Origin of the sequence: Allomuricauda sp. M10 (assembly GCF_020782875.1) — a bacterium.
In the GTDB taxonomy this organism is placed as follows: Bacteria; Bacteroidota; Bacteroidia; order Flavobacteriales; family Flavobacteriaceae; genus Flagellimonas.
The window spans coordinates 248,295-255,514 of the sequence record NZ_JAJGBN010000006.1; the positions used below are offsets into that span (position 1 = coordinate 248,295).

Consider the following 7,220-nt stretch of genomic DNA (forward strand, 5'->3'; position numbering starts at 1 on the left):
TTTGTTTTTTATGGGTTAAATAGTTGTATGATGACCTTGGTTCCTGTGGCATTTCCATAGGCGTCGTATTTGTCCACAATCTCCACCTTGTTTTGGTTCACTTTGTTTTTGTTCAATATTTTCAATCGTTTTTCGGTGATTTCCATACCTCTGGATTTCCGTTGCTTTTTGGAGGCTTCTGCTTGGATTTTGGAAACAACACGGCCGACACCGTTGTCCTCAATTTCGATGATGGTGAAGGGGCCTTCCTTTTTGAACCGAAGCATCAAATTTTTTAATCCTTCCTTTTTGCCCACCAAACCGTGTATGATCGCGTTTTCAGCAAAGGGTTGAATGAGCATGAGCGGGATTTCCAAACTATCGGAATCCAGGTTTTCGTCCAGTTCAATGGTATATTCAAAAGCGTTATCAAATCGTAAGGATTCCAATTCTAGGTACGATCTTAACAAGGCAATTTCTTCTGAAAGGGTCACAACGGCCTCATTGGAACTCTCCAATACGTTGCGTGCCAGTTTGCCAAACTGTGTTAGGTATTTCAAAGCGGCAGGCCGGTCGTTTTTCAGTATCAGGTTTTGAATGGAACTTAGGGAGTTAAAGATGAAATGTGGATTCATTTGGGCACGCAATGCGCTGATTTCCTTTAAGGAAACTTCTTGTTGTAAGGCCATTCGCGCTTCGTATTCCAGTTTGATTTTATAACCAAGACCAAGTGAGAAGATTATAATTTCAATCAAGGAGCCTGTCATCATATAAAAATCATTCAATGTGAATAAATAGAACCAAGCACCAATGGTGTATACGAAAGACCCGATTACTACAAAGTAGGACAAATTGTCTTTTGATTTGATAATTAAGTATACCATTGCGAATAACCCAAACAGAGACATTAGGATTCTTTGAACATTCAATATGATAGATTCTAATTCTGTGTCATAATTAATAAATACCCAAAGGTGTGCAAAAATGGTAAGAACTAGAAAGGGTACTACCACTTGCATTATTTTATGCAGAAATGGATACTGCTTTCGCGTATTCAAATAATACATGCCAAAAAGAACATAAAAGAGGTTAATTATAATTTGAGAAATGGTCATTAACCACCATATGGGTTTGATTTCATAGATTGGTTTATGTCCAGAATATGGAATAATATATCCTGCCAAGTAAATTGCTGAAAAAAAATTGTACAGGGAATAGAATAAAAATTCGGGTTTGCGAATGAAAAAATAGATAATCAAAAATGTGATAAAAAATATAAGCGAAGCTCCTAAATAAATTAGATGGAAATAGATGGTATCCAAATCTTCGGATGTATAATATTGAGTATAAAATCTATTGCTTTCATCAGATAAATACCGGAAATATCCAATCCTTTGGTAGGACTTAAATTTGATCAATAAATATTTCCCATCAATTAATTCCTGTTTTTTAAAACGAACTCCCGGTGTATAAAGCAAAGAAGTTGTTCCCTCCAATTTATTAAACCTTCCAAAAGGTAGAGAATCAATACCTTTTTGATCTACATAATATAAAGTAGCCTCAGCAAAAGCATTGCGTAGACGCCAATTTAGCCGCGTTTCCAAAGTATCCAGTTCATTGGAAAAATCAAGTTTAGCCCAGAAAATGGAATTTGATAAATTCTTCCTAACAAACTCTTTCTGAGGAGTAAATGAATAATTGCCAGTAACAATGTCTTGGGGACTAATGTTTGTGTCTGTAGTTTGAAATAACGAAACAGGAATTCTTTTTACTTTTCGGTCCTCGTTTACAGTCTGACCCAAGGTGGTTGACACTGCTAAAAAATTGAATAAGATGAAAAGGACAAATACTTTCAAATCGCATTTGGGAACTGTAGGTGTGGACTTCAAGGAGACTTTCTGAGTACTGGTAAAATGGATAAAAGCGTCTAAGATGTGATGATGATCGTTTTTTGATGGGGTAAACATGGGAAGGTTGCTTAGGTTCTGGCTTAAAATATTTAAAGAAATTACTTATTTATATTGTACGAATAATATTATTTTTTATATTTGTTCTATTCTTGTTCAGCTATCCTTTTTCAAGGAAAAGTGATGTTGTTTTGGATATGGTTTGAGTATTCTTTCATGTCTTGTCCTTGCTTAATTTAGGTATATTTTTTCATCAAATAGAAGAAATAGAACCGACACTCCATACAAATGGAATATTCAACAATCTGAAAATCAAACCCATACAAAAACCTTCCTAGAAGACTTTCATTTTAGATATTGACCAAAGGATAATTATCGATACGGTTTTACACGAATGATAATTCCTATTATTACTTGGGTATCATTGTATTTTAAGTACAACAATAGCTTCATTTTCCTTGAAAGATTTGGGAGGGGGACGGGGTTATCTATCGCACAAGAGTATAATGGGCCTTTTTCTTTCCACTATGGAATACTCACCACTTTCGTTCCTTATTGTTACTGGTGCGCAGCATAACCCCATACTTGCTTTCAGCTTTAGAAGGAATTACTGGTGGTGAGTTTGTCAATATTTTGAATCGGTGCCGTTCATATAATCTGTAGGGCTGTACGATCTTCATCGCCAGAACAGAAGATAAGGAGCTAAGCTTCCTTTTAGTACAGCCCAATATCTTATGTAATTGTTCATTAGTTTAATTTGTTTGACTAAATCTAAAGCGGATAAATAAATACTCAGTACCGGATTTGATGAAGCCTCGATTTGAATTTATGAATGGGCCTTATCGGTTAATGACGGGATGACTTAAGGAGTTGAAAGCAGCCCTAAAAGAAAATGGGACCCCTAGGAGGGGCCCCACGTCAACAAATATAAATGAACACTAAAGATTTTCTTTTACCCAACGGGGCTTAACTCCTGATCATGCCTAAGCAATGTTGGAATTTGAGTGTTCGGTTTTGCAGGCTTTCTTGTTTTAAAATGTCCCTTAAAATCAATGGACGCGATGTTGCTGACATATCCTAACAAATCTTCATAGTCATGCACGTTAATCCCCGCTTTGGCAAGTCGCTTTTGTACGGGGGATTTGTCCGGCTTGGCCGCCCAATCGCCATAAATCCTCTTGTCTTTGGATTTGATGATCAATATTTTCAATTTGCTCAAATGCCAAGCTGGGACATAGAAATTAGAGACCCCATCTTGCAACGATTTAAAGGTCACATAAACCTTGCCCACATTTTTATGCACATGGGCCGTATAACCCATTGTAGTATTAGTCAAGGGCAGTTTAAGACATGCATTTTCTGACTCCAGATAAAAAAGGACCGGGTTGTTGAAAACAATATCCTCGGTTAGTTGTGGTACATCAATGGAGAAGGACCATCCTGGCAGTTGCTCCCTAATATCAAAGGAGATCAGTTCAACAGTGTTCGAACTCATCTGACTTAAATGATCATCGGCAGTGGCAGATTTGTTGAACAGATATAACGGATACCCAATGATGATTGCCGCGCAGATGAGGGTCCAAATGATAGTGAAAAGAAGCATAGGTTACTGAATTTGGATTAAAACTTGGGAACTTTGTACATATCGAAATAACTAATAAAATAGGAGGGGACAAGGGCATAATATACTAATGTATCTTATCAATTGACGGCTGAAAAACACACGATTAAGTGTTTGTTTTCAAGGATGAAATACAAATATTTATTTGAAATCCTATGATTCCGCTTCCTTTTTCTCCTCCATGTTCTCAAACTGCCCTACCACACCCATCACATCATAGTTGGCAATCTTTCGGGTGCTGTAGTTCCGTTTAATATGATTGATGTAGGTATGGATTTCCAAAGTGTAGTAGTTCTCCAGTTCAAACACGGGGTCTTTGGCAATTTCAGGATTTTCATCTGCTTTGAGCCTACCATAGGATCGGGCATGGTAAACAATCTTATAACTGTTGTTTGCTGCATCCATCCATTCAATGGTAACTTCAATGAAGTCATCCATACGTTCCCTTAATCTGTAGGTTGCCTGCCTTGGAATGTTGCCAAACTCATACTCTGATTTGACCAGGTCCAAAATCCATTTTTCAAGAAAGTTATCTCTCATTTCAATTTGTTTTAGGTGTTCTGATTGTACTTTGAGGTATTTTTTCTTTTCTGAGGATGATGGTTTGGTACTCCCTAATAAGCCGACTTTTAAGTATCATTTTAAAAGCACAACTTTATGGTTCAAGGGAGCAACTAAGTGAGGTTGTTCAGCAATACCTGAGGTAGATAAAATTGATATTGCCTTTGGGATTTGCTCTTTATATCCTATGGAATAATATGCAATAAATCTCTAAACCAATCCATGGCTTTTGATCTGGCCTCATAGCTTTGAGGGAGGTGGTCAAAATCAAATCCATGTCCAACGCCTTCATATAGGTTCAATTCCACCGGGTCTCCTTTTTCCTTTAACACATTGTACATGCACAGCGTGTTTTCCGTTAAATACCCATCTTGTGGAATTTGATATAGAATCGGAGCATACGTTCGATAGATATTACCTTCCATGGCATTGGTTCCACAAACGTTGGCACCCCAATAGTCGTATCCGCCAGAACCTCCATAATAAAAAACTCCGCCGGCGAATCCGTTATTTGCATTTGGGTCAGGAGGTAAAACACCTGATGATGTATCATACTTCTTTCCATCAAAAGATTGGCTCCATTTCCAATCCTTTGGAGTGGTTGCTGTATTGTAAAGGGTAGCGGCAACGGCACTAGCACCATCGGAAAAACCCAATAGGGCAATGTCTTTTGGCCTAATTACGGACTTTCCATTGGCAAAACGCAATCGCTTCAATAGGGAAAGGGCTGCATAGGCATCTTTAGGTCGAACAAATTGGGAGCTGATCTTAAAGTTATCAGGAGCCGTGGTCCATTTACCGGTTCGGGTAGTTACCCCTCTTTCTGAATAACTGTCCACATAAGCACCTACAATACAATCCGCATCAAATAGGGCCCGCCATTCATTGTTTTGGCCAGACATGGTCCCTGTACTGGGGTCATGATTCGTCCACATGCCGTCCGAACCATGCAAAACAACAACAGCAGGCAAACTCACATTGCCACAATCCTTTGGGATGGAGAGGTAAACAGGAATTTTGTAATTGTCCACTGTGGCAAATAAAATGGTATCTGCGGTTTTCGCACCTAATTTGATTTCGGATTCATCATCGGCTGAGGGAATGGAATCATCATCTTTGCTGCATGATAAATAAATTGAACTTAAGACAATGAATACGAGTAGGTTAAGAATCTTGGGTTTGTTTGGGAGTATATGCATAAAATATAAATTAGAATTTCGTCAATAGGTACAGGTACAATTTGAAATACCCTGGAAAAGATCAATGCCAACGGTCACCACATGGGTACCTTTTGAGTATCCCAACAGTTCGTTCATGATGACCTGATAACTATAGCCAAAGTAGAAATCACCTTTTTTCAGCCCTAGGATTGGAGCCACGTATAGCGGTTTACCCAATTGATCGTTCAGAATTCTATAGGTAAACCCAAAGTAGTAATAATCCAAAAAGTCGTACCATTTGAATTTGGTATTAAGATCGGTTATTGAACGACCATCACTTTCAAAGTATTGGATAAAAATGGAAGGCTCAACTTCAAAATCGGCCCTTCTACTTTTGCGGAAGCTATACCCTGAATAGAGGTAATAATTCCGTAAGGTATTTGGCTCGAATATGGGGTTGAACTTTTTAAAATCCTTGTTCAGGATATTAGAAGCATTCAGACTGAGGTAAAAACCGCCCTTTCTATAAAGTGTTCCAAGGTCAAAATTGGGATTACTTGAAGAACGGTCGTCGACTACACCAAGGTCATCATTGTCCTCAAAGTTTTCAATGTCAATCCTGAATTGGTTCAGATTGAATGACAAAGCAAGGGAAAAATAGTTGTCCTTGTATTTATCTATGGTCAAATGGTGGGCAAAAGAAACTTTTCCACCTCTTTGCTTGGTTTCACCGTTGGAATCATTGTACAGTACCATGCCAATTCCGGACCGGTTCCCTAATCTAACATCTGCGGACAAGGATTGGGTATCCGGTGCATCCCGGATACCCACCCATTGCGTCAATCCGTTCATCCTAACCTTTACATAATTTCCAATACCGGCATATGCAGGGGACATTAAAAACGGATTGTCAGACAGATACTGTGATAATTGGGGGATGGTCAATTCTTGCCCGCTCATCAAAACTCCATTGATTAAAATCAAAAAAACTAAAATTCTCTTCATTGTTTGTCATTCAAATTTTATCGGTACAGTGTAAAATGCCCGACATATTCCCGTCCAGAGCCATCATTTAGGTTCACGATATACCAATAATCTCCAGAGGGTAATGGCTTCGATTCATATTGGCCGTCCCAGCCTTTGTCCATTGCGCCCATAATTTTGATTTTTCTCCCATATCGGTCAAAAATGAAAGTTTGGATGTTAGGGAACAGTTCCATATTTCTCGGTTTCCAAAAATCCCTTTGACCATCATTGTTAGGGGTAAAAAAGTTGGGGATGGACAGATCTGTAAGGTTAAGGGTTATACTTTCTTCGGATTCACATCCTCTATTGTCCACGACCTTAACAATAAAAGTTCCGCTGCGGTTAATCGTATAGGTATTGGACGAAGTCCCCTCATTGCCATCAAAATAGTAAGTGTATGGGCCAAACCCACCAGTGGCATTTGCTGTAATTTCATTTATGTTGATACTTGATAGGGTTAGTTCCAAGGGGTCAACATTTTCAATAATGAATGGAATTTCTATCATACAACCGTTATTGTGCAAGATGGATAGGTTATGTGCGCCTGGACTGATATTCCCAAATTCTGGACTCATAATAAAATCGTTGGGGTCTGTAGAATCCAACGCATAGAGCACATCATTGCCAATGGTTGGGTCAACAAGTGTTACATCAATTGTATTAGAAGGCATGTTTGCATCGCATAGGTAAACAGCTTCAACCGATGCCTCAAGATTTGGCCCACCTGCTCCAATTACAAAATTGGTTTCTGTCTGGCATCCGCCATTATCGATTACCGTCATTTCATAGTTTCCTGGGGATAAATTTTCAATAACAAAGGAATTGCTATTGAATACTATAGGCGACATGGAATTGAGTTGTACCGTTACGGGTAGAATGGCATTTCCAACGTTCACGGATACTAAACCATCTATACTTTCCCAGCAACTTTCATTTTGAACATTAACGGTAAAGTTTAATTCTTTC

Annotated in this window: 6 protein-coding genes; all 6 read right to left on the reverse strand. The window is 38.5% G+C overall.

Going from position 1 to position 7,220, the window contains the following annotated elements; genetic code table 11:
• Positions 1-8: 8 nt before the first annotated feature.
• Entirely contained in the window at positions 9-1,946 is a 1,938-nt protein-coding gene (locus LKX84_RS15575; RefSeq protein WP_228238212.1) for a sensor histidine kinase, read from the reverse strand.
• Positions 1,947-2,838: 892 nt separating this feature from the next.
• Complete coding sequence (locus tag LKX84_RS15580) at positions 2,839-3,489, reverse strand: hypothetical protein (protein ID WP_228238215.1); 651 nt, start codon at positions 3,487-3,489, stop codon at positions 2,839-2,841.
• A 171-nt stretch (positions 3,490-3,660) separates the two neighbouring features.
• Complete coding sequence (locus LKX84_RS15585) at positions 3,661-4,047, reverse strand: hypothetical protein (protein ID WP_228238217.1); 387 nt, start codon at positions 4,045-4,047, stop codon at positions 3,661-3,663.
• A gap of 206 nt (positions 4,048-4,253) precedes the next feature.
• The gene (locus LKX84_RS15590) at positions 4,254-5,267 is read right to left on the reverse strand and encodes a dienelactone hydrolase family protein (protein ID WP_228238219.1); all 1,014 of its coding nucleotides are present in this window, start codon (positions 5,265-5,267) and stop codon (positions 4,254-4,256) included.
• A gap of 21 nt (positions 5,268-5,288) precedes the next feature.
• Positions 5,289-6,233, reverse strand: a complete 945-nt coding sequence (locus tag LKX84_RS15595; protein ID WP_228238221.1) for a type IX secretion system membrane protein PorP/SprF — start codon at positions 6,231-6,233, stop codon at positions 5,289-5,291.
• 17 nt (positions 6,234-6,250) lie between these two features.
• Positions 6,251-7,220 (reverse strand): T9SS type B sorting domain-containing protein (locus tag LKX84_RS15600; protein WP_228238223.1); only part of this gene is annotated, 970 nt, incomplete at its 5' end.